We start from the raw sequence: 19697 nt of genomic DNA on the forward strand, positions 1-19697 counted from the left end.
CGCGCTTAACTTGGCCCCAGCGGCAGCCCTGCCGCTAGCCACACTCCTAATAATACCGACCAACCGAGCAAAAAACTCAGCGAGTAAGGCAGCATAAGGGCCATCAGTGTGCCCATGCCGGCAGTTTTGTCGTGTCGTTGCACAAACGCGACAACCACCCCAAAGTAGGGCATTAGTGGTGTAATAATATTGGTGCTTGAATCACCAATACGGTAGGCCATTTGCGCTGATTCGGGGTCAACACCGAGTAGAAACAGCATTGGAACGAAAATCGGCGCCATAAGCGCCCACTTTGCCGATGCGCTTCCGATCAATAAGTTAATCATGGCGCTAATCAGTATAAAACTGATTAACAAACTGGTTTTTGATAAGGCGAGTCCGGCGAGCCAATGCGCACCATTGATGGCGGCAATTGCCCCTAGGCCCGTCCAGTTAAAATAATTAACAAATTGCGCAGCAAAAAACATCAATACTAAATAGCTCGCTAGACTGCCCAAGCCCGTTTCCATGGCGGTTATCCAATCGTGCTGGGCTTTGAATTTGCCCGTGCTGTAACCAAAAATGACCCCGGCAATAATGGCGTACAGCGCGATAAACACCACAATGCCGTTAAGCAAAGGCAAGGCTGCGAGGCCATTGGGGTCAGGGTTGCGCATAATGCCGTCAGCGGGGATCACTAAGGCGAAGAGGATTGCGATAAAGATCAGACTAAAGATACCGACCCTGCGCAGCGCTTTGGTGTGCAGCGTGCTGTCGATTACCGGCAATTGCTCAGCGTCTCCCTCCGGTTTCGGTAGTCGAGGCTCGACGATTTTTTCATTTATCCAAGCGCCAACTACGGTGATGAATAGAGTAGACGTGAGTGTGAAGTAATAGTTAGCGCTAGTGAGAACTTGCCGGTCTGGCGCGACTAAGCTAATGGCCTCGCTGCTAATGCCAGATAAAATGGCGTCGACAGGACCGAGTAACAAATTGGCGCTGTAGCCACCCGATACGCCGGCAAAGGCTGCGGCGATGCCAGCCAGCGGTGAACGGCCGGCGGCACGGAAGATTAAGGCGGCAAGTGGGATTAGCACAACGTAACCGGAGTCAAAGCCGATGCTCGACATAACGCCAGCGAACACCACAAAACTGCTAAGAAATGCTTTAGGCGCCTTGCTTGCTAATGAGTGGAGGACACTGGCGAGTAGTCCTGACTCCTCGGCTACGGCAATACCGAGTATGGCAACAATAACTGAGCCGACGGGCGCGAACTGAATAAAATTATTTACCGAACTGCTAACCATCCAGCGCAAGCCATCGCCAGACAGTAATGATTTGGCGAGGATGTTTTCACCGCTAATCGGGTGCTCGGAATTTACGCCAAATAGGCTGCTCACTGCCGAGGCTGCAATGACAGCAAGGCAGAAGTAGATAAACAGCATGACGGGATGGGGGAGGCGATTTCCTGCGGCTTCAAGCCTATTTAGCCAACGTTGGCTGCGGGTATTGCTGGTATAGGACATTGAAAGTGTTATTCCTGGCTGGTTTTTGGGGTAGAGTTATTTCAGCGGCTTTATAAAACCGCGAGCAGCGGCCACGGGTGTGAGTGTATTACTCTGCCAGATTCAAACTGTGATAGGAATGCTTTACTACTGTGTCACTTGCTAGAAAGCGGCGTATCCGGTGGTTGAGAGGCGTTGTTACTGTCATGTTTATAGGCGTTTAGAGGCGTTTCCTTGGCGCGAAGTCAAGACAATTTGCTAGCGGAGTGAGTTTGGTTAATTTTTATCCGTAAGCTGGCAGTGCCCATGAATACTCGTTCAAGGTAGGCCTGTACAATGTTATCCACAAGCTTATTCACGTGAATTGGGGAAAACTTTTACCGCTGAGGTGCTTGGCTAGGTTTTGCCTATACTTACCAACACGCATTTAAATCGAGTGTGGAATAGCCGATTCAGGTGTTTTTGCCATTGTTTTCATGTTTTTACCGGCATTTAATGGCAAGTGTTAGAGTTTCTTGCTAAAAATTAAGAGCAATAAGGTATTATACTAATACTTGCCCGTAGGGGCATGACGCACTGAATGAGATGTGAGTATGGCTAAATACAAATTGCCGGCAATGTTGCCGCTGTGTTTCGCGGTCTTAGTTGGTCAGAACGCCATGGCGTTAGGACTTGGGCCGGCAAGTTTGGACTCTGAGCTGGGTGAGCCGCTGTTCGCGCGCGTTCCAATCTTTCGTGCCGATGGCCTCGGCAGCGAACAGTTGTTGGTAACATTGAGCCCGGTGAAGGATGGCGATAGCGGTATTGACGTCGGTTCGGTGGATACGCGTTCTATTTCTGCTGTTGGCGAAGTTGATCTCAGCGGTAATGGTACGATCTATTTGCGTAGTGACCGACCATTAATAGAGCCATTTTTGCATTTCATGCTGACTGTGCGTTGGCCAAATGGTAGTTTGAGCCGCGCTTATACACTATTGTTTGATCCGCCAATTAACGTCGCCCAAGATTCGCAGTCCGGCGTTACCGCGCTGAAAAATATCAATCTAAGTTCGAACTCCTCAATTACAAGTCGCAGTGAGCCTCGCGCGACTCGGTCTGTTTCAGTTGCTGAAGTCATTACCGCTGACTCGAGTTTGTATACTACGGTTCGTGGTGACAGCTTGTGGAGTATTGCGCTGCGCCTAGCCAAAGTTAAAAACGGCTCGATTGCTGTTTGGATGGACCGCCTGTACGCCAATAACCCCAAGGCCTTCATACGGGGAAATCGCAATCTACTCAAAGAACGCATGACCTTGGACTTATTTGAGAGCATTCCAGAGCCACTTGATACCGACCCAGTTGCGATGCCTGCGGTAAAACCTAAAGCATCTAAGACCGAGGTTGTAGCGACCAGTTCTGCGGGGCAGCCTGGCAGAAAACTTGCTCAAGACAAGGTTATTTTAAATCGTCGCGAGGATGATGCTGAAAGTTCGACATTGCCGGACAATAGCGACGAGGTCTTAAGCGAAAAGCAATTTTTGCAGCAAAGCTTGGGTGAGGTTCGGAGCGAAGTAGATCGGGTTTCCGAAAATATTACCGCGATGACTGAGCGCCTTGCGGCCCTGCAGGCTCAGCTTGAAGGCCTGAATAACCAATACCGCGAGCTCCAAGCCGTTGATATTAGCGGTAATACATTACCGCCAGAAAGTGATGCTACAACTGTTGTTGCACAGCAGAGTGATATTGCTGTGGCTGCAGATACTGTAGTTGACGGCGGCGAGCAAGCGTCTTCGCCGGAAGCCGATGTGGCGACAACAGCTGTGGTTCAAACTCCGGCATTGCCGGTGCCTAGCGTGAGCAAGACGTCGTTAGAAAGCTCCCTGATCAGCTGGCGTTGGTTATTACCGCTTGGGGTAATAGCGCTGGGTTTGTTGTTCTGGGTGCGTCGCCGTCGGGAGCAAAAAGACGCGGCGTTTAACGTTGATTTGAGTGACGTGAATGCGGCAGTTGCCGCCAGAGCCACAACAAAGGACGCCTTTAACGATGTGTTTTCGTCATTGGATTCTAATGCGGCTGTAGCTGCAAAATCTGTTGTGCAGCCTAAGGTCGATCCAGTGTTGGCAAAAGCGGCTGACGAATCTGAAATATTTGGTGCGGAGCATCCGCCCACTGAGGTAGCCACGACACTTAATAAGCGGGGCTCGGTGTTAGATGACGAACTTATTGCGGCGTTAAACCTGCAACCGAATGATTCATCTGCAGGCCACACTGACGAGTTATTTATTGATTCAAATGGTACTGCAGGCGATAGCGCCATTGATGAAATTGAATTTGATGATGAGCTTTTCGCCAATTTAGATGACAAGCCAGACACCGCGTCTGACGAAGTTGAAACGATGGATTTCGATTTGGCCGCTATCGATGATGGGTGGCTATCAGATGACGCCGATGACGGTTTACATAGCGCTGAAATAGTTGATGAGGCTAATGACGTAAGTCATCGCGCTGCAGCGGCGCTTGAGCTAGGCGATTATACTGGCGCTAAGTTGATACTCGAAACCGCGATTGTTGAACGTGACGAGATCGAGCTTAAGATGCAATTACTCAACGTTTTAGCGCGTAGTGGAGACGGTGAGGCGTTTGAGGAATTGGCAATACAGTTAGAGTTCGCCGAATCTGATGATGAAGTACTCCGCGAAGTTGATGTTTTACGCGGGCTACTTGATGGCGCGAGTCTTGATCATGGGAAACGCCGCGCTGATTAATATGAGTGGCGTAGATTCGCAAGATAGCTATACCTTAATTGAAGCCTCCTCGGATTATATAGTCATTGATAAAAGCCCCGGTGTTAACCTGCATCGCAACTATGCCAAACAAAGCTTGGTGGATATTCTTAATGCTGATTTTCCGGGTATAAATCTGCATTTAGTGCATCGATTAGATGACGCAACGTCGGGGCTGTTGTTACTTGCCAAAAACCCGGAAGCAGCGGCAGAGTTGGGTGCACTTTTTGCCAATCGCGAAATAGAGAAATACTACCTAGCTCTTGCCGACGGTAAGCCAAGTAAAAAGCAGGGTAGCGTGGTGGGCGATATCAAAAAAAGCCGCAGCGGTAGTTATCTGCTTAGTCGGACGCGCAGTAACCCCTCTGTTACACAATTTTTTAGTTACAGTCTGGGGAGCGGCCGGCGAGCGTATTTACTCAAGCCCCATACGGGGAAAACCCACCAACTGCGTGTCGTTATGAAAAGCTTGGGCACGGCAATTATCGGTGATAATCGCTATGGCCCCACAAGCCAAGAAAGCGATCGAATGTATCTCCATGCCACTGCGTTGCGTTTTCGCTTTCGCGGCGAACAGCGTGTTTATGTTTCGCTACCCAAATTCGGTGAGTTATTTGCAGATGGAGGCTTGGCGACAGCTTTGTTAGACTGCCAATCACCTTGGGCCTTGCCGTGGCCTAGTCTAAATTAACCAATAACCTTGGTATATTCTTAACGGGGTATGGATTGTAAAAATGAGCGATTTGCCCTCTGAGCTAATGATTAAGCTCAATCGAGAAACTTCAAAAATTGACTGGCAAGCCCTACAACGCTTCTATGCTCAGGGGGCTGTGTTAGTGGTTGCGCCAAGCTTAGATTTGGTCGCCACAGCTGCTGCTGTAGCAGAAGATAATAGCGCGTATATTGCGGACTTACTTAAGCAAGACCTACTCAAGAAAGCAGATGAAGCGCAGGCCGCAACGTGGCTTGCTGATAAGTGCGAGGTATGGGCCGTTGTGGTTGCGCCTTGGGTTCTTGTGCAGCGCGAACGTAAATTGGCGGATGAATGACGTCTGCAGCGGATTACCGTGCAGAGTTGTCACAGAAAATAGCGCAATTTTTTAGTGATCAGCAGCAGGGTTTAGATATACCTCCTGCACTCTTGTACCGCTTTGAGGGCTTTGTTGAGGCGGGGCTGTTGATGGGTTATATCACTGAAACTGAGGTGAAGCGCGAACTCGTTGACGGTGCCCAGTACTATATCAGCACCGCGATCGCTGAGTTCTATCAGCAGGATTTCCGTTTAATATTACATATGCGCATGCGTGAGGCGCCGGTTTACGCTAGTAGCCCTGAGTCGTGAATACCACCGTAGAAACCAGTCTGTCAGTGCCTGAGCTATACGCGCAGTTGCGCGCTACGGGCTTGCTTAGTGGTCACCGCAACTTAGTGTTTGTTTCTGGCTCAGCGGCGTGGTGCGAGGCGCAGCTGTTGAGTTTACCCGGCGCGCTAGATAATGCTCTGCTGGTTGCGAATCAAGGGTTGTGCGGTTTAGCGCCGTGCCAGTCAGAAAACTTTCTTGGCGATGAGTTTTCGTCGCTGATCATTAATGCTCACAACCATCAAAACCTCAATACCTGGCTAGCGGCTGCGGGGTGTTTAACCGCTGGCGGTGTATTGCTGCTTATGTGTCCTCGTTATGATGAATGGCCCGGGCAATTTAGCGTCCGGTCACGCTTCGAAACAACGTCCGTGTCATACTTTATTTCTCGACTGCAGCGTATTGCGGCGGCGCTTGATGGCGTCTATCGCTGGTGCCAGGAAGATGGGCTCAGTGGTCGTGCTGCCGTTAATGCGCCGGCTTGGTCGCAAACACTGCCAAGTAGCGACCAACAGGCGACTATCGCCGCGATTAGAACCGCTGCGATCGGTCGAGCGAAACGGCCCCTTATTATTCGCTCGGATCGCGGACGGGGTAAAACCAGTGCATTAGGCTTGGCTGTCGCGGCCCTAATTAAAGATCAAAGGTTTTGCAGTAGCGGTTACCGAGTATTGATTACTGCGCCTAGCTTTGCTGCAGTAAAAGCGGCATTTGCGCACCTGGTTACGGAATTGCCCGAGGCACAATGGTTCGAGGATGTTTGTCAGTTCGATTCTTCCCGTATGCAGTATTTGCCCTTTGAAAATGCGTTAAAAAGTCGTGATCAATGGGATTTGGTTTTGGTAGATGAGGCCGCTGCACTGCCGGTGGCGGGTTTGCATAGTTTATTGCTTCGTCATTCTCACATCGTCTTTTCCACCACGGTTCATGGTTACGAGGGGAGTGGGCGTGGTTTCGATATTCGATTTAAAGCTATTCTAGACGCCGAGCGCCCACAGTGGCGACGTCAAGCTTTGCACGAACCGATTCGTTGGGCTGCTGGTGACCCTTTGGAAAAAGCGCTAAATAGGCTTTTTTTACTGGATGCGGAGCCGCGAAATACCTGTGTGGACCGAAATGAATTAAGTGTCGATATCGTAAGTCGTGACGAATTAATTGATGAGGATTTACTGGCACAAGTTTTTGGTTTACTTGTGCAAGCCCATTATCAGACGACACCCCAAGACTTATTGTATTTACTTGATGGCAATGCGGTCTTGGTTGTGGCTCGTCGCGGCGACTGCGTTCAAGGTGTTTGCCAATTATTACCCGAGGGCGGATTTGCCAAGGATTTATGCACAGAAGTTGTTGCGGGCCGGCGGCGCCCACGTGGGAATTTGGTCGCCCAGCGTCTGGCTCAGCAAACCGCTGAAATACAGTATTTATCAGTGAATAGCCTGCGCATAAACAGAATTGCAATCGTGGGGGGAGCTCGGAGACAAGGGCTGGGTTCCGCTTTGTTGAAGACCGCAGCAGTTTATGCCAAGAGTAAGGGGCTGGCGTACTTGTCATCGAGTTTTGCGGCCGACCCGGGAGTTATCGACTTTTGGTTGAATCAGGGCTTTTCCCCAGCGCTGCTTGGCAGTCGTCGGGATAGCGCTAGCGGCTTATATTCGTTAATTGTATTGAAAAGTCTTAATCCAAGTCTGGCTGCTAATGTTAATCAGCTAGCACGTCAGTTGAATAGCGATTTGGGCTTTAGTTTAGCGAGTGTTTATAGCGAGATTAGTCCTGAATTACTGCTTAGGCTTTTGGTCGCTAGCCGTGATCCCGCGTCGATAGTGGCCGAATCTACGATTGCAAATGTGCAACGTTATTGCGACGGTGAACTGTTTTTTGAGCAGGCAGCGGCGAGTTTGGCACGTCTTTGTTTAACTTGTGATTTAACAAGTGTTGATGGCGCGGGCTTGGCGATTGCGCGGGTATTGTTGGCGTATAGTTGGTCAACATTAGCGGAACAATACGATTTAAGCGGCAGGGCCGATGTTGAACTGGCTTTGAAGCGTATTTTTCGAAATTTAATTGCTACTTTAGAGTGAGGATTAATTGTGTCGACTCTTTTTACTAAGATTATTCAGCGTGAAATACCCGGGCATTTTGTGTGGGAAGATGAGCAAGCGGTAGTCATTATGACAATAGCGCCGATACAGGCCGGGCATGTATTAGTTATTCCGCGCCAGGAGGTGGATCACTGGGATGATTTGCCAGATGTGCTTGCGGCGCATTTGATGACCGTTGCGAAGACTGTCGCCAAAGCTCTCAAGCAGGCATTCGCCTGCGAGCGGGTTAGTCTTATGATTGTTGGTTTGGAGGTGCCGCATACGCATTTGCACTTGGTACCGATCAATACCATGGACGATGCGCATTTTGGTAATGCCAAGGTGGCTGACCAAGCCGATCTAGCCGCAGCGGCAGAAAAAATCCGAGCAGCACTCGCCGTTGCCTAGGTTTGCAAACTGACTTCCTCGCTAAACTGCGGTTTGACGTTTGGGTGCATAATTCGCACGGTTTGCAGTTCGACAGTTGGGGTGACGATTTCGCCCCGTAACCAGCCGCCACCATCGGGATCTTTGAGGATAGTGCCGACACCGCCGGGACTTTTTACGGTGAAGTGTTGGGCTTGGGGTAAGAAGTCTTCCGGTGCTGGTAGGTTAAGGCAGTCAAGTGCGCTCTTGCTGCTAAGAGCATCAAAATTGAAGTGGTAATCGGTTTGACTTGGCCCGCCAGTACGCGGAGAAAGAGCTTGGTCAAGATCAATAATATTGCGAATTGCCGGGATATGCTGGGGGCAATTGTCAGTTTCTAAGTACGCGAAAATGTGTTCCCGAAGTAGGGCGTATAGACGTTCCGGGTCTTGCAATATTACGGTGTACAGCCGCGCTCTATTTTCGTAAACGACCATTCGGTCATTTAAATCAATATCCTTGAATTCGCTCTGGTAGGCCGCGCAAACTGCGCGGAGTAAATTTCGTAGGAGTGGCGCGGTGGTGATGTTGTCTTGCAATGCCAAATAACGAATGGACAAGGGTAGTAAATGACCGTGAGCAAAAAGGATGTGTGCGGTTATTAAGAAGTAGCCTTCAATACCTTGGTCGCGATCAAAGGTATGGCAGGCGACCACGTACTCACCTTTGGCTTTGCCATAACCGGCGACCGGAATTGTTTCAATTTTGTATTCGTCCCGCCGTTCGTAGAACTCAGTGCCCGGCAGCAAGGTGTAGGCAAAGATATTAAGATTAGGAAATGTGCGTAGTAACTGGTCTAGATTACGCTCAAATTCTGGAAGATTGTCGCCGGGTAGCCCCCAAATTAACTCCGCAGCAATAGGTACCCCTTCGCTTGCCATTTGCTTTGCTATGGGCTCATATTTATTAGCCCCCATGTTTTTGCGATTGCTTAATTCTAGCGCCAAGGGCGTGAGGGTTTGTAAGGCGAGCTGGTAGTGTGGGAGCAGACCGTTGCGGTGCAGTAGCAAAACAATATCTTGAACTCTTGGGCTATGCTTTTTAGACCACGAGGTCGCAAAACTATTGGGTAATCCGGTCTCTGCTTTTAGTTCACAGATCAGCTGGGCTTTTTCTAAATCTTCCTTTAACGCGCCAAAATTTGAGTCGGCTAACCATATATCTTTGATTCCCGCATCAACTATACGGCGCCAATCACTGCGAACTCGGTCCATCGAGAATTGGTACATTTTGGTCCCAATTGCGCCTGTGCCCCATTCGCAAAAAGCGCACTTAAACGGACAGCCACGACTGGTCTCATAGGATATAGAGTCGTAGAGGCAATTGCCCTGGGCGTCGACCAAATCGATGACATCGAGAGCGGAGGGCAGGTCGTCTAAATATGTGCGGCGCTGACGTTCGGCTGTTTTGTGTAGCTCGTCATCGCGTAAATAAGCAAGGCCAGAAATATTTGCCCAATCGGCGCTAGCAGGTGCGTCGAGAATCTCTTGAAATGTTGTTTCACCTTCGCCAAGAATAATGAGATCGATCGGGTCGTCGTACAGGTAGTCTTCGGCCTGCTGAACATGGGGGCCACCAGCGATACATAGAACCTCTGGGCAGGCAATTTTAATTTGGTGGATTAAGCTTAAAAACTCGGCGGCATTCCATGTGTACATACTGAAGCCGACCACGGGCCGGAGACCTTGACTTAACGCGGCCTGCATTCGTGGTAACACCGTTTCTTGCCATTGTTGTTGCCATGCATTGACTGCTTCGCTATCCCGGAAATGAACCAGCTCTAGTTGGTGTTGTGATTGCCGTTTACCGTAGGTTTGGTAGTAGGCTTTGAGGCCGCCTGTGGTTGTTGGTGCGGCCCAAAATTGGTCGGAATCCATGCTAAACAAGAATACGGGGCAGGGTAATACATTCATTATTATTTGATTCCGGCAACGGCCTTGAGTGGATCATGGCACGGCGTAATTAGACGTTACAGATGCTTAACTCTACACAAGAGTAGCAGCCTTTTGAATCCTGACCTATTAAGTATTTTCATAAAAGCCCCTAGCGGAGCTAAGCCATTCGGGTGAGGTGGTTGCGCGGTTATTCCGGCATGATTGCCGGAATAAATAAATGCTAAAGGCTGGGCTAATAAAATGGTAAACGTACATCTGGCGCGTGATTTTGATATTTCAGCGGAACGGGTTTGGGCTCTGCTGGAAAATTTTGGCGATATTAACTGGGCGCCGGGAATTGATCGAATTGAAGTGATTGGCGACGGCATAGGTATGACGCGGCGCCTTCATATTGCCGGAATGGACCCGATAGATGAGGTCTTAACCGCCATGGATAAATCTGCTATGACGTTCGCGTACGACATACCTAGGGGAATTCCAATGCCGGTTACGCAGTACTCCGCGAATGCCAAAGTCACTTCGCTAGGTGAAGGCCGCTGCCATGTTGACTGGTACGGCCGCGCAGAACCCGCTGGCGTGAGTGAGAAGGATGTGGCAGAGATGATCAGTGGTGCCTATGAAATGTTACTGCAATGGATTAATGATCATTTGTCAGTGCCAGCATAAATGTGAATTAACGTCGGTACCTTTTTAATAAGTCAGGGCCCTCGGGGAGTCCGAGCACATAGCGTCGAACTAAGTCGAGACTTAGTGCAGCCACCCAGTTTTGAAAGCCATTGCGTTCAAAGGGGAGGTGAAAGCGCTGCGTTTTTAGATTTTCGGCACTGCCCCAGGCGATCCAGACTGTGCCGACGGGTTTGTCGTCGCTGCCACCGTCGGGACCCGCGACACCGGTGACAGCGATGGCTATGTTAGCGCCGGTGCAATCGAGTGCGCCGAGTGCCATTTTCTTGACTACCGCTTCGCTCACCGCGCCTTCCTGCGCTAAGAGCGCTTCCGGTACCTTAAGTATATTGGCCTTTACTGCATTGGAATAACTGATAATTGCGCCGGGAAAAACCTGAGAGGCCCCGGCAATACTGGTCAATTGGGAAGCGATAAGGCCGCCAGTACAGGACTCAGCCGTACAAATCTGTAGGTTGTGCTGTTTTAATGCATTGATCGCTGCTGAGGGAAGGTTAATTGGAAACTCCCCGAGTAGGTGGTCGCCCATGAGGTTTTCGACTTTTTCACGCCACAGCTGCAGTTTCGCGTCGGAGTGTGCGCCTCGGGTGGTGAGTTTTACCTCTAGCACTGGCATTGATGCTCGGAACCCTAATTCGATATCGTCAGGCCAGTCGGCTAAGTGTTCGTTAACGAGTTCCTGAATACTTGATTCGCCTAGGCCAAACACGCCTAAACGAATGGTTTGAATGTGGTCTGAATGGAATAGTTGTTCCAGTTGGGGAATGATTTCATTGGCGAGCATGGGTTTTAACTCGCTAGGGACCCCAGGTGTTGCCATAATCAGGCAGTTGCGATGTTTTAGTTGTATGCCGACGGCGCTGCCGCGTGAATTCGCAATGATTTCACAATTTTTTGGCAGCATAGCTTGTTTGTGGTTTGATGCGTTCAGCGCAAAGCCGCGCGACGAGCACCACTGATGGAGGTGCGCTAATGCCAGCGGGTGCTCGGTGATGTCGGCGTTAGTGACCTTGGCTAAAGCGACGGCGGTAAGGTCGTCAACGGTCGGACCGAGGCCGCCGTTGATAATGAGTACGTCTGCATCAATGCAGAGTTGATCGATTTCTTCGCAAAGCATGGCAAGCTCGTCACCGACAGCGACTTTTTTGTTAATGCGCCAACCAAAATGTTTAATTTGTTCGGCGATCATGGCTGAATTCGAATCAATAATATCACCAGCCATTAGTTCATTGCCGGTAAGGAGTAGGTTTAACTTCATTCAGGTATTATCCAGTAAGGGCGTTGATGGACGTAATCGCGAAACTATATATTTAGCGACTTTGCCAGTTTAGTCATTAATAGCATAGTAATGTTTTTTGGAAGCATGCTCTAATAATTGTCAAAGTTTTCCTTGGGGGAGTGATATGAAAATATCGACTGGTGAGTTTCTCGCTGGATTTCTTGTGCTGGTATTGCTTGTTTTTGAGGTTTGGCAATACTTTGATGCTAAGGCCTACCGCGAGACTATGAATGCCCAGTTAGTGATGCTCTCAATTCGCGTTGATGAGGTTGATGAGCGGGTGCAGCAGGCTAAGCAGGAAATGGAGAAATTAGAAGGCGCCTCCATAGGCGGTTTGATCGAGAATGCTAACGACGCCCTAATTCAAGGTTGGTCTGCAATGCTCAACTCGGTTGAAAAGGAGTTGCAGCGCGCAAAGAAAGGTTTTGAAAAACAGGGTGACCCCGGCGCAGACCCACAAGCAATGCCCGCTACCCCCGATGGCACTGGCCCGCTTTAGCCGTGGTGGTAATGCTGGATATTATATTTGATCCCGTAAGTCTTACGTGGTTTGGCTGGTATGGCGTTGCGGTCTCATCAGGGAGCTTGAGCTAGCAAAGCAACACGAACAAGGTCTTAAGGGTGCCGGTAGTAAGCTGGGCTTTAGACCTAGGTCAGCTTAAGTCCTGTTCGTGCTGAAGCTCGTGACGTTAGTATCGTAGGCGAGCATCCAGTTCATCGACTAATTCTGCCCACTCGGCATCAAGGTCGATGGACTCTTTGAGTAATTTCGCCTGTGCCGGTTTCCAAAAACTGGCTTCATGAATCATGAGCCCGCGGGGCAGGGGGCGGTGGCGAACAATGAAACGTTCCACTTCTTCGTCGCTGTCGGGCAAGCCGAGCTGCTGAAAAAGCGTGTTCATTGTGTGTAATTCGGTTTCCATTTTGTCCTCCGTAAGTGAGAGCCGTAGCTACTGTGCAATATAGAAGACCCCGCGCTGGCTTTCCAGTATTTGCGTAAAGCCTTATAGATTAAGTCTCACGTCGATTTCCTTTGTGTCGAGTTGAGCTTAATTAAGAGGTCGGTAGCATGTCTAAGCGCATTCCCGCGCTCCAGCCGCCATCGACAATAAATTCGGCGCCAGTTGAATAGCTGCTGTCGTCGGAGGCAAGAAAAAGGGTTGTGTTCGCGACCTCAATTGGCAGGCCAACTCGTGGGAGGGCGTGATTCGCGTAAAAGGCATTATCTTGCTCAGTTGGTGTGGTTTGCCCTTCTGCACCATGCATTGCGGTAAATACGCCACCAGGATGCACTGTGTTGACTCGAATTTTGTAAGGGCCGAGCTCTAGTGCTGCAGATTTGCTCATGCCGCGCACCGCCCATTTACTTGATACATAGGCCGATAAGCCGTTTTTAGCCTGCAGTCCATCGATGGATGAAATGTTAATAATAGACCCGCTTCCTGCGCGTTTCATGGGTTCAATTACCGCACGAATACCGAGGTAAGTACCTAGCTGATTTATTTGAATGACGCGCATATAATCCGCGGCGTCGGAGTCTTTGATCGCGGCAATATGAAGAATACCGGCGTTGTTTACCAGTGTGGTGAGCGGGCCGATGGCTTCGGCGCGTTCAATTAGTGTGGCCCAGTCGGCTTCACTTGAGACGTCGGTGTGAACGTAGTGAGCATTGTTGCCAAGTTCCTTGGCAAGTTGTTCGCCAGCTTCATCGAGAATGTCGGCGATAATCACACTGGCGCCCTGTTCAATAAAAAGCTTAGCGGTGACGGCGCCCATGCCCCTTGCTGCGCCAGTTATAATAGCAACTTTTCCTGTGAGTCTTTTCATGGTTTCAGTATCTAATTTTGAGTGGTTGAGATTAGTTACTTTAGCGGTGGAATTTTATATAGACCATGCCTCATGTGGACGATGTTGGGTCGAGCATTTAGGTTTCTTGGGGTGTTTGAATGCGTTTGCTAGCAGTGGTATTTCTGTTTGGCGGCTTGCTCGCCTGTCAGTCGCGGGAGTCGCCGCCAAGGGACTTAAATGCGCTAGCGATATCGTCAAAAGTTGAAAAACCTGAAGCGGCTAATATAGCCGAATCTACTGAAGGCAGTTTGTCTGCAGGTCATGAAACACGGGCTTTGAACTTAAGCTTGGACTTGCTGGTTCCCCTATATAATGGTGGTGCGGAGGCTTGGGACGATGAGACTCAAAGCCGTTATCAGGTGGGGGAGTGGTTTAAAAGTAGCGCTGGCGGGGAGGAATCCCGTTTGAAAATGAAACCGAAATTGCTGCTAAAAGAAGAGAGTAAATTTAAAGGGTCTGTTAGTGCTTATGCCGATAATGTGAGCGGCGCCGAAGTTGGCTTTGAGTACAAAACTCGATGAATACACTTCTAGTTTTGTTTCGTTATACAGGCAAAAATTGGTCAATAAAAAAGGCCGCCGAGGCGACCTTTTTTAGTAATACCAGCAGGTTAGCGTTTGTCTAAGCTGACAAAGTCACGCTGAACTGGACCGGTATAGAGCTGGCGCGGACGGCCGATACGATAGCTGCCGCTGATCATTTCGTTCCAGTGTGCGATCCAGCCTGGGGTGCGGCCTAGCGCAAAGATTACGGTAAACATGCTGGTCGGGATGCCAATAGCTTTAAGAATAATGCCTGAGTAGAAATCAACATTTGGATAGAGTTTACGCTCAATGAAATACTCATCTTCAAGTGCGAGTTGCTCTAAACGCTTGGCAATTTTCAGCAGTGGATCATTCTCAAGGCCAAGCTCCGCTAATACTTCATCTGCTGCTTGCTTCATGACTTTTGCGCGCGGATCAAAGTTTTTGTAAACCCGGTGACCAAAGCCCATTAAGCGGAATGGGTCATCTTTATCCTTGGCTTTAGCAACAAATTCGTCGATGCGTGATGCGTCGCCGATTTCATTAAGCATGTCCAGTACCGCTTCGTTGGCGCCGCCATGCGATGGTCCCCACAGTGCCGCAATACCTGCTGAAATACAGGCAAATGGATTGGCGCCTGTAGAGCCGGCTAAGCGCACGGTTGAAGTGGATGCATTCTGTTCGTGATCTGCATGCAATAGGAAGATCTTGTCCATGGCTTTTGCCAGGACAGGGTTTACATTGCTCGGTTCGCAGGGATTGCCAAACATCATATGCAAGAAGTTTTCTGCATAGCTCAGATGATTCTGAGGGTACATAAACGGCTGACCGATGGTGTACTTGTAAGTCATTGCGGCCAGGGTGGGCATTTTAGCTATTAGGCGGATTGCAGAGATTTCGCGGTGCTTTTCGTCAGTAATGTCGAGTGAATCATGGTAGAACGCAGATAGCGCGCCGACTACGCCACACATAATGGCCATCGGGTGAGCGTCGCGGCGGAAGCCTTTGAAGAACGTGCTCATCTGGTCGTTGACCATGGTGTGCATGCGTACTTTGCTGAAAAATGCTTCTTTCTGATCTGCATTCGGCAGTTCGCCGTACAGTAATAGGAAGCAAGTTTCGAGGTAGTCAGATTGCTCTGCTAACTGCTCAATTGGGTAGCCGCCGTGCAGCAGAATGCCCTTATCACCATCAATATAGGTGATTTTTGATTCGCAGGCTGCAGTAGATACAAAGCCTGGATCGTAGGTGAAGTAACCATTACCCGTCAGGGCGCTGACTTCGATGACGTCAGGACCGATGGTGCCGGAGTGGACCTTAAGGTCCAGCGTTTTACCATCGATACTCAGACTTGCTTTCTTATCGCTCATTGTGACGGGCTCCTGTAACTTTTAGCTAGCTTTTGGCGTTAGCTTCCAATATCTAGCATTCTGCATGGTATTGCGTGAATGTAACATCGGAAGGTCCGCTTACGCGGGAGTGACAAATATAGAGAGATGAAATGGTTTGTCAACGGTGATGACATTTTAACGTGCAATTAGCTTAGATGGAATTCTAATTATTACTCGGATTGATTATTCGTCGCTTTGATACCTCGAATTGCAATATTTTTGTGCTGCACGAGCTGGATAAAACAAGTTATATGGCGCCATAATGGTGCGAAATGGTGCCTTAAGCCCTTGATATTGGTGTTTTTTGCCGGCGTTGATGGGCACTTGCTAGGGTTTGTAATTGCACTGGCTTGGCCCTATAATGCGCGGCGTTTCTTGTTGGGTTTATGAACCCTGTGAATACTGAAGCACAGCCGAATGATAGATTCGGAGATTGATTGATCCACTCCCTTTAAACCCGCTCGTTAATTCGGGCCAGAAATTAAAAGTGTGGCAAACCGTGAACGATAAACGACCTGTAAACCTGGATATCGGGACAATCGCTCTGCCGATTACCGCATATACCTCAATTTTACACCGCATCAGCGGTGTGTTTCTTGTGGCTGGCGTAGCTCTGCTATTTTGGTTGCTTGGTACTAGCTTGGACGGTCCCGAGGGTTTTGCTCAAGCAAAAGCTTGCTTAGCTTCGTTCTGGGGTAAATTAAGTATTTGGGCCGTATTAGTTGGCTTGATCTATCACTCCGCTGCTGGCGTTAAGCATTTGGTAATGGATGCTGGGATTGGCGAGTCGATGGAAGGCGGTGAGACTGGAGCCAAATTGGTGTTAGCCGTTTCGGCTGTGTTGGCGGTGCTTGCGGGGTTGTGGATATGGTAAATTCAGTAACGAATTTGGGCCGGAATGGCTTGGCTGACTGGCTCATTCAGCGTGTTAGTGGCGTGGTTTTGCTGGCATATATGCTGGTGGTTGGTTTCTATTTGCTGTGCAGTGGCTCAGAGTTGAATTATCAGCAGTGGAGTGGCTATTTCGATAGTACTTTTATGCGTGTGTTTAGCACTGCAGCAGTTTTGTCCATTGTGTCTCATGCATGGATTGGTTTGTGGTCAGTATCAACTGACTATTTGACCGAACGATTGATGGGTGGCCGCGGCACCGTGTTGCGCTTGGCTTTTCAGGCGGCCTCGGCCGTTGTGTTATTCACCTACCTCGTTTGGGGCATCCAGATTCTTTGGAGTTAAGCAATGGCTAATATTCGTACAATTTCTTTTGATGGTGTGATTGTTGGTGGTGGCGGCGCAGGTATGCGTGCGGCATTACAGTTAGCGCAATCAGGCTATAAAACAGCAGTAATTTCTAAAGTATTCCCTACGCGTTCACATACTGTGTCGGCGCAGGGCGGTATCACCTGTGCAATTGCTAGCTCAGATCCACAGGATCAGTGGCAGTGGCATATGTATGACACCATTAAGGGCTCTGATTACATCGGTGATCAGGAAGCCATTGAATATATGTGTCAGGTTGGACCTGAAGCAGTTTACGAACTGGATCATATGGGTATGCCATTTTCGCGTACCGAAGAAGGTCGTATTTATCAGCGCCCCTTTGGTGGTCAGTCTAAGAATTTTGGTGAGGGCGGTCAGGCTGCTCGTACCTGTGCTGCTGCGGACCGTACCGGTCACGCGCTGCTGCACACCCTTTATCAGGGTAACCTGAAAAACAATACTGTATTTTTCAATGAGTGGTACGCCACTGATTTAGTGAAAAACGAAGACGGCGAAGTCGTTGGTGTTATCGCCATTTGTATTGAAACCGGTGAAGTGGTTTACGTTAAGTCAAAAGCGACGGTATTTGCCACTGGTGGTGCAGGCCGTATATATGCCTCTACTACCAATGCGCACATCAACACTGGCGATGGCGTTGGTATGGCTCTGCGTGCGGGTTTCCCAGTACAAGATATCGAAATGTGGCAGTTCCATCCCACCGGTATTGCCGGCGCGGGTGTACTTGTTACTGAAGGCTGCCGTGGTGAGGGTGGTTACCTCGTCAATAAAGACGGCGAGCGTTTCATGGAGCGTTACGCGCCAAACGCGAAAGATTTGGCCGGTCGCGACGTTGTTGCCCGCTCAATGACTTTGGAAATTCTTGAAGGCCGCGGCTGTGGTCCCAATGGTGATCACGTTTACCTGAAACTGGATCACCTTGGTGAAGAGGTTCTTGAAAGCCGTTTGCCAGGTATCTGCGAGCTGTCTCGTACTTTTGCTCACGCCGATCCAGTAAAAGAGCCAGTGCCAGTTGTTCCTACTTGCCATTACATGATGGGTGGTATCCCCACCAATGTTAACGGTCAGGCATTGACTGTTGATGCAGATGGCAACGATACCGTTATTCCAGGCTTGTTTGCCTGTGGCGAAGTGGCATGTGTATCAGTACATGGTGCAAACCGTTTGGGCGGTAACTCACTGCTGGATCTTGTGGTATTTGGTCGCTCTGCTGGTTTGTTCATTGAGAAGAGTCTGCGTGAAGGCGTTGAAATGCGCGATGCTTCAGAGGCCGATATTGACCGCGCAATGAGCCGTTTGAACAAAATCAACAACACTACCGGTGGCGAAAGTGTTTCGGCGCTGCGCACAGAATTGCAGACTATCATGCAGAATCATTTCGGCGTTTTCCGTCGCGGTGACTTTATGCAAGAAGGTATCAAAAAGCTGGCTGAGCTGCGGGTGCGTATTGATAACGCGCATCTTGAAGACAAGAGCAACGCCTACAATACTGCGCGTATTGAAGCACTTGAGTTGCACAACTTGTTTGAAGTGGCAGAGGCTACAGCGATTGCTGCTGAGGCGCGTACCGAGAGCCGCGGCGCTCACGCTCGCGAAGACTTCACTGATCGCGATGACGAAAATTGGTTGTGCCACTCGGTCTACTTCCCCAATGAGAAGCGGGTAGGTAAGCGGGCGGTTAACTTCACGCCTAAAACCCGTGAAGCATTTGCACCAAAAATTCGCACGTACTGATTCAGGGGAAAACGAATATGTTGAAAGTTAGTCTCTATCGTTACAATCCTGAAGTAGATCAGGAACCGTATATGCAGGAAGTGGAGCTGGATACCGGTGGTAAAGACCTCATGGTATTGGATGTTCTCGAACTGCTAAAAGGCAGCGATCCGTCGCTGGCTTACCGCCGCTCATGCCGTGAAGGCGTGTGTGGTTCTGATGGTATGAATATCAACGGTAAAAATGGCTTAGCCTGCGTTACGCCGATTTCAGAAGCCCTGAAAAATGGCAAAGGCGGCAATAAGCTGGTTTTGCGTCCGTTGCCGGGTCTACCGGTTATTCGTGACCTTGTTATCGATATGAGTCTTTTCTATAAGCAGTATGAAAAGATTAAGCCTTTCTTGCTGAATGACACGCCAGCGCCAGCCATTGAGCGTCTGCAGTCCCCAGAAGAGCGCGCTAAGCTTGATGGTTTGTACGAGTGCATATTGTGCGCGTGCTGCTCTACAGCTTGCCCGTCTTTTTGGTGGAATCCAGATCGCTTTATCGGCCCAAGCGGCTTGCTGCAGGCTTACCGCTTCTTGGCGGATAGTCGTGACACCGCAACAGAAGAGCGCCTAAGTGATTTAGATGATCCATTTAGCGTGTTCCGCTGCCATGGCATTCAGAACTGTGTGAACGTTTGTCCTAAGGGGTTAAACCCAACGAAGGCAATTGGTCACATTCGGAATATGTTGCTAAGCAGAGCAACCTAAGTATTCCCCCGGCCTTGGCCGGGTATAACACTCTGCGAAAAGTAAGTCCTAAGGCGCTGTTCACGAGCAGCGCTGGAACAATACAACTCGGTGCTTACCGGCACTTTACGAGCTAAAAAACGTATTAAGAGGGAAGGGACGTTCCCTGTGGTGCGAGTCGGTTCTGCGGCGTACACTGAATGCTGCAGGACTTCACAGGATGAAAAAAGCCTTATCGGGC

19 protein-coding genes are annotated in these 19697 nt (G+C 49.5%); 13 read left to right on the forward strand and 6 right to left on the reverse strand.

Features of this window, described 5'->3' with window-relative positions; translation table 11 throughout:
* Positions 1 to 5: 5 nt before the first annotated feature.
* The gene (locus tag ABD836_RS02405) at positions 6 to 1505 is read right to left on the reverse strand and encodes an AbgT family transporter (RefSeq protein ID WP_344932165.1); all 1500 of its coding nucleotides are present in this window, start codon (positions 1503 to 1505) and stop codon (positions 6 to 8) included.
* 572 nt (positions 1506 to 2077) lie between these two features.
* Here ABD836_RS02405 and ABD836_RS02410 point away from each other — a divergent pair.
* From ABD836_RS02410 to ABD836_RS02435, 6 genes are read left to right on the forward strand one after another with little or no spacing between them, the layout of a single operon-like run.
* Complete coding sequence (locus ABD836_RS02410) at positions 2078 to 4228, forward strand: type IV pilus assembly protein FimV (RefSeq protein ID WP_344932166.1); 2151 nt, start codon at positions 2078 to 2080, stop codon at positions 4226 to 4228.
* The gene (locus tag ABD836_RS02415; RefSeq protein ID WP_344932168.1) at positions 4206 to 4937 is read left to right on the forward strand and encodes a TIGR01621 family pseudouridine synthase; all 732 of its coding nucleotides are present in this window, start codon (positions 4206 to 4208) and stop codon (positions 4935 to 4937) included. The genes ABD836_RS02410 and ABD836_RS02415 overlap by 23 nt, the downstream gene beginning before the upstream one ends.
* A gap of 43 nt (positions 4938 to 4980) precedes the next feature.
* On the forward strand, positions 4981 to 5295 hold the full coding sequence (locus ABD836_RS02420) for a DUF2288 domain-containing protein (RefSeq protein ID WP_344932170.1): 315 nt from the start codon (positions 4981 to 4983) through the stop codon (positions 5293 to 5295).
* Complete coding sequence (locus ABD836_RS02425) at positions 5292 to 5588, forward strand: hypothetical protein (RefSeq protein ID WP_344932172.1); 297 nt, start codon at positions 5292 to 5294, stop codon at positions 5586 to 5588. Before ABD836_RS02420 ends, ABD836_RS02425 begins: the two co-directional genes overlap by 4 nt.
* Positions 5585 to 7684: a GNAT family N-acetyltransferase gene (locus ABD836_RS02430; RefSeq protein ID WP_344932173.1), complete on the forward strand. Its 2100-nt coding sequence runs from the start codon at positions 5585 to 5587 to the stop codon at positions 7682 to 7684. The genes ABD836_RS02425 and ABD836_RS02430 overlap by 4 nt, the downstream gene beginning before the upstream one ends.
* Positions 7685 to 7693: 9 nt before the next feature.
* Complete coding sequence (locus ABD836_RS02435) at positions 7694 to 8092, forward strand: HIT family protein (RefSeq protein WP_344932174.1); 399 nt, start codon at positions 7694 to 7696, stop codon at positions 8090 to 8092.
* On the opposite strand, the gene ABD836_RS02440 is transcribed toward ABD836_RS02435, so the two are convergent.
* Positions 8089 to 10023 carry a B12-binding domain-containing radical SAM protein gene (locus ABD836_RS02440; RefSeq protein ID WP_344932175.1) on the reverse strand — a complete coding sequence of 645 codons (1935 nt, stop codon included), beginning with the start codon at positions 10021 to 10023 and terminating at the stop codon, positions 8089 to 8091. The two genes, ABD836_RS02435 and ABD836_RS02440, sit on opposite strands and share 4 nt — an antisense overlap.
* A 222-nt stretch (positions 10024 to 10245) precedes the next feature.
* Between ABD836_RS02440 and ABD836_RS02445 the strand changes: the two genes are divergently transcribed.
* Positions 10246 to 10671 carry an SRPBCC family protein gene (locus tag ABD836_RS02445; protein WP_344932176.1) on the forward strand — a complete coding sequence of 142 codons (426 nt, stop codon included), beginning with the start codon at positions 10246 to 10248 and terminating at the stop codon, positions 10669 to 10671.
* A 7-nt stretch (positions 10672 to 10678) separates the two neighbouring features.
* On the opposite strand, the gene ABD836_RS02450 is transcribed toward ABD836_RS02445, so the two are convergent.
* The gene (locus ABD836_RS02450) at positions 10679 to 11947 is read right to left on the reverse strand and encodes a CinA family nicotinamide mononucleotide deamidase-related protein (protein ID WP_344932177.1); all 1269 of its coding nucleotides are present in this window, start codon (positions 11945 to 11947) and stop codon (positions 10679 to 10681) included.
* A 145-nt stretch (positions 11948 to 12092) separates the two neighbouring features.
* Here ABD836_RS02450 and ABD836_RS02455 point away from each other — a divergent pair, with 145 nt between their 5' ends.
* Positions 12093 to 12467, forward strand: coding sequence for a hypothetical protein (locus ABD836_RS02455; protein WP_344932178.1), 375 nt, complete (start codon positions 12093 to 12095; stop codon positions 12465 to 12467).
* A 190-nt stretch (positions 12468 to 12657) separates the two neighbouring features.
* Here the strand turns inward: ABD836_RS02455 and ABD836_RS02460 are convergent, their stop codons facing one another.
* Both ABD836_RS02460 and ABD836_RS02465 read right to left on the reverse strand, forming a co-directional pair.
* Entirely contained in the window at positions 12658 to 12891 is a 234-nt protein-coding gene (locus ABD836_RS02460; protein WP_344932179.1) for a DUF2789 domain-containing protein, read from the reverse strand.
* A gap of 130 nt (positions 12892 to 13021) precedes the next feature.
* The gene (locus ABD836_RS02465; protein ID WP_344932180.1) at positions 13022 to 13795 is read right to left on the reverse strand and encodes a glucose 1-dehydrogenase; all 774 of its coding nucleotides are present in this window, start codon (positions 13793 to 13795) and stop codon (positions 13022 to 13024) included.
* Between the two features lie 119 nt (positions 13796 to 13914).
* On the opposite strand from ABD836_RS02465, the gene ABD836_RS02470 reads away from it, so the two are divergent.
* Entirely contained in the window at positions 13915 to 14337 is a 423-nt protein-coding gene (locus tag ABD836_RS02470) for a hypothetical protein (RefSeq protein ID WP_344932181.1), read from the forward strand.
* 89 nt (positions 14338 to 14426) lie between these two features.
* On the opposite strand, the gene gltA is transcribed toward ABD836_RS02470, so the two are convergent.
* Positions 14427 to 15710, reverse strand: coding sequence for a citrate synthase (gene gltA, locus ABD836_RS02475; protein ID WP_344932182.1), 1284 nt, complete (start codon positions 15708 to 15710; stop codon positions 14427 to 14429).
* Positions 15711 to 16230: 520 nt separating this feature from the next.
* Here gltA and sdhC point away from each other — a divergent pair.
* Genes sdhC through ABD836_RS02495 form a run of 4 tightly spaced genes read left to right on the forward strand, consistent with a single transcriptional unit; the run spans position 16231 to position 19477 of the window.
* Positions 16231 to 16605 (forward strand): succinate dehydrogenase, cytochrome b556 subunit, encoded by a 375-nt coding sequence (gene sdhC, locus ABD836_RS02480; RefSeq protein ID WP_344932183.1) that lies wholly within the window; start codon positions 16231 to 16233, stop codon positions 16603 to 16605.
* A complete protein-coding gene (gene sdhD, locus ABD836_RS02485; protein WP_344932184.1) occupies positions 16599 to 16967 on the forward strand; it encodes a succinate dehydrogenase, hydrophobic membrane anchor protein in 369 nt (122 codons plus the stop codon). Before sdhC ends, sdhD begins: the two co-directional genes overlap by 7 nt.
* Positions 16968 to 16970: 3 nt before the next feature.
* Positions 16971 to 18743 (forward strand): succinate dehydrogenase flavoprotein subunit, encoded by a 1773-nt coding sequence (sdhA, locus tag ABD836_RS02490; RefSeq protein WP_344932185.1) that lies wholly within the window; start codon positions 16971 to 16973, stop codon positions 18741 to 18743.
* Between the two features lie 17 nt (positions 18744 to 18760).
* Positions 18761 to 19477, forward strand: a complete 717-nt coding sequence (locus tag ABD836_RS02495; protein ID WP_008249937.1) for a succinate dehydrogenase iron-sulfur subunit — start codon at positions 18761 to 18763, stop codon at positions 19475 to 19477.
* Positions 19478 to 19697 lie beyond the last annotated feature (220 nt).

This window comes from Zhongshania borealis (assembly GCF_039539625.1).
In the GTDB taxonomy this organism is placed as follows: Bacteria; Pseudomonadota; Gammaproteobacteria; order Pseudomonadales; family Spongiibacteraceae; genus Spongiibacter; species Spongiibacter borealis.

Excerpts from the sequence above, each read along its gene's own strand:
- ABD836_RS02445 (WP_344932176.1), top strand. The coding sequence starts at position 10,246 with ATGGTAAACGTACATCTGGCGCGTGATTTTGATATTTCAGCGGAACGG.
- ABD836_RS02455 (WP_344932178.1), top strand. The coding sequence starts at position 12,093 with ATGAAAATATCGACTGGTGAGTTTCTCGCTGGATTTCTTGTGCTGGTA.
- ABD836_RS02460 (WP_344932179.1), bottom strand. The coding sequence starts at position 12,891 with ATGGAAACCGAATTACACACAATGAACACGCTTTTTCAGCAGCTCGGC.
- ABD836_RS02450 (WP_344932177.1), bottom strand. The coding sequence starts at position 11,947 with ATGAAGTTAAACCTACTCCTTACCGGCAATGAACTAATGGCTGGTGAT.
- ABD836_RS02425 (WP_344932172.1), top strand. The coding sequence starts at position 5,292 with ATGACGTCTGCAGCGGATTACCGTGCAGAGTTGTCACAGAAAATAGCG.
- ABD836_RS02415 (WP_344932168.1), top strand. The coding sequence starts at position 4,206 with ATGGGAAACGCCGCGCTGATTAATATGAGTGGCGTAGATTCGCAAGAT.
- ABD836_RS02465 (WP_344932180.1), bottom strand. The coding sequence starts at position 13,795 with ATGAAAAGACTCACAGGAAAAGTTGCTATTATAACTGGCGCAGCAAGG.
- ABD836_RS02420 (WP_344932170.1), top strand. The coding sequence starts at position 4,981 with ATGAGCGATTTGCCCTCTGAGCTAATGATTAAGCTCAATCGAGAAACT.
- ABD836_RS02495 (WP_008249937.1), top strand. The coding sequence starts at position 18,761 with ATGTTGAAAGTTAGTCTCTATCGTTACAATCCTGAAGTAGATCAGGAA.
- ABD836_RS02470 (WP_344932181.1), top strand. The coding sequence starts at position 13,915 with ATGCGTTTGCTAGCAGTGGTATTTCTGTTTGGCGGCTTGCTCGCCTGT.
- ABD836_RS02440 (WP_344932175.1), bottom strand. The coding sequence starts at position 10,023 with ATGAATGTATTACCCTGCCCCGTATTCTTGTTTAGCATGGATTCCGAC.
- gltA (WP_344932182.1), bottom strand. The coding sequence starts at position 15,710 with ATGAGCGATAAGAAAGCAAGTCTGAGTATCGATGGTAAAACGCTGGAC.
- ABD836_RS02410 (WP_344932166.1), top strand. The coding sequence starts at position 2,078 with ATGGCTAAATACAAATTGCCGGCAATGTTGCCGCTGTGTTTCGCGGTC.
- sdhA (WP_344932185.1), top strand. The coding sequence starts at position 16,971 with ATGGCTAATATTCGTACAATTTCTTTTGATGGTGTGATTGTTGGTGGT.
- ABD836_RS02405 (WP_344932165.1), bottom strand. The coding sequence starts at position 1,505 with ATGTCCTATACCAGCAATACCCGCAGCCAACGTTGGCTAAATAGGCTT.
- sdhD (WP_344932184.1), top strand. The coding sequence starts at position 16,599 with ATGGTAAATTCAGTAACGAATTTGGGCCGGAATGGCTTGGCTGACTGG.